The organism is Streptomyces chilikensis, assembly GCF_001642695.1.
In the GTDB taxonomy this organism is placed as follows: Bacteria; Actinomycetota; Actinomycetes; order Streptomycetales; family Streptomycetaceae; genus Streptomyces; species Streptomyces chilikensis.
Genome location: NZ_LWCC02000186.1, coordinates 1 through 1,262, shown reverse-complemented (window position 1 = coordinate 1,262; position 1,262 = coordinate 1). Strand labels below are relative to the sequence as shown.

The following is a 1,262-nucleotide window of genomic DNA, read 5'->3' as shown; positions in this document are numbered from 1 at the left end:
GAGCCCGCGGCCGTTCGCCGTGCCGGCGGCCGGGGCGGCGGCCCCCGCCCCCGGGGCCGGCGTCAGCCGAGGACCACGCACGAGGCGGCGGCCACCTCGACCGATCCCCCGCGCTCGGGCAGCCCGGTGTCCGGATCGGTCCCGAACCAGGTGACGTCGCCGGAGCGCTCGTTGGCCACGTAGAGGAACCGGCCGAGGGCGGTGAGCGCGCGCGGCCAGTGCCCGCCGCAGGAAACGGTTCCGCGCAGCCGCAGGGTCTCGCCGTCGACGGCGAGGACGGAGATCGTGTCGGTCCCGCGGGTGGCGGTCCACACGAAACGGCCGTCGGCGGACGTCACGACGCCCGAGGGGTACGCGTCCCCCTCGACGGCCCCTTCCAGCACGCCGAGCTCGCGGAGCGGCTCCAGCAGCCCCTCACGGGACTTCCAGCGGCACACGGTGACGGTGGGGGTCAGTTCGTTGAGCACGTAGGCACGGTCGCCGTCGGGGTGGAACGCCAGGTGGCGGGGGCCCGATCCGGGGCGCAGCTTGACCTCCCGGTGCACCCGCAGCCCGTCGTCCCCGACGGCGCAGATCCGCACGGAGTCGGTGCCGAGGTCCACGCTGACCGCCCACCGCCCGTCCGGGTCGGGCTGCACCTGGTGGGCGTGCGGGCCCTGCTGGCGGCGGCCGGAGGGCCCGGACCCGGTGTGGGCCAGTACGGCGGCGCGGGTGCGGTGCGGGGCGCCGTCGGGACGGATGCGCAGGGCGGAGACGCTGCCGGAGCCGTAGTTGGCGGTGAGCACCCGTCCGGCGAAGAGGCTCAGGTGGGTGGGGCCGCTGCCGCCGACCGGCACGGGCGGACCGAGGCGGACGGGACGGTCCCCGGTGACCCGGTAGGCGGCGACGGCGCCGCGGGCGGTCTCGCTCACCGCGTAGAGGACCGCGCCGTCGGCGGAGAGGGCCAGGTAGGAGGGGTCGGGCAGGTCGTCCGAGGCGGCGGTGAGGGTGAGCGCCCCGGTGGCCGGGTCCCGGTCGGCGGTGACCAGGCCGGGGCCGCCGGCCGCGGTGAAGGATCCGATGTACGCCCTGGGCCGTCGCGCTCCGCCGTCCGTCACCGCTGGTCCCCTCTCTCCGCCGCGCCGCCTGCCGGTCCAGGGTGACGGTAGCAGTCGACGACAATTGGCCTAGACCACATCCGGCACACCGGGACGGCCGCCCGGGCCGCCCCGGCGGGTGCCGCGGCGCCGCCCGGCGCCGCCCGGCGCCGCGGGCCGTCTCCC

General features: G+C 77.9%; 1 protein-coding gene. It reads right to left on the bottom strand.

Annotated features, from left to right (window positions below):
* Positions 1 to 62: 62 nt before the first annotated feature.
* On the bottom strand, positions 63 to 1,097 hold the full coding sequence (locus A2U95_RS31170) for a lactonase family protein (RefSeq protein WP_166029268.1): 1,035 nt from the start codon (positions 1,095 to 1,097) through the stop codon (positions 63 to 65).
* Positions 1,098 to 1,262 lie beyond the last annotated feature (165 nt).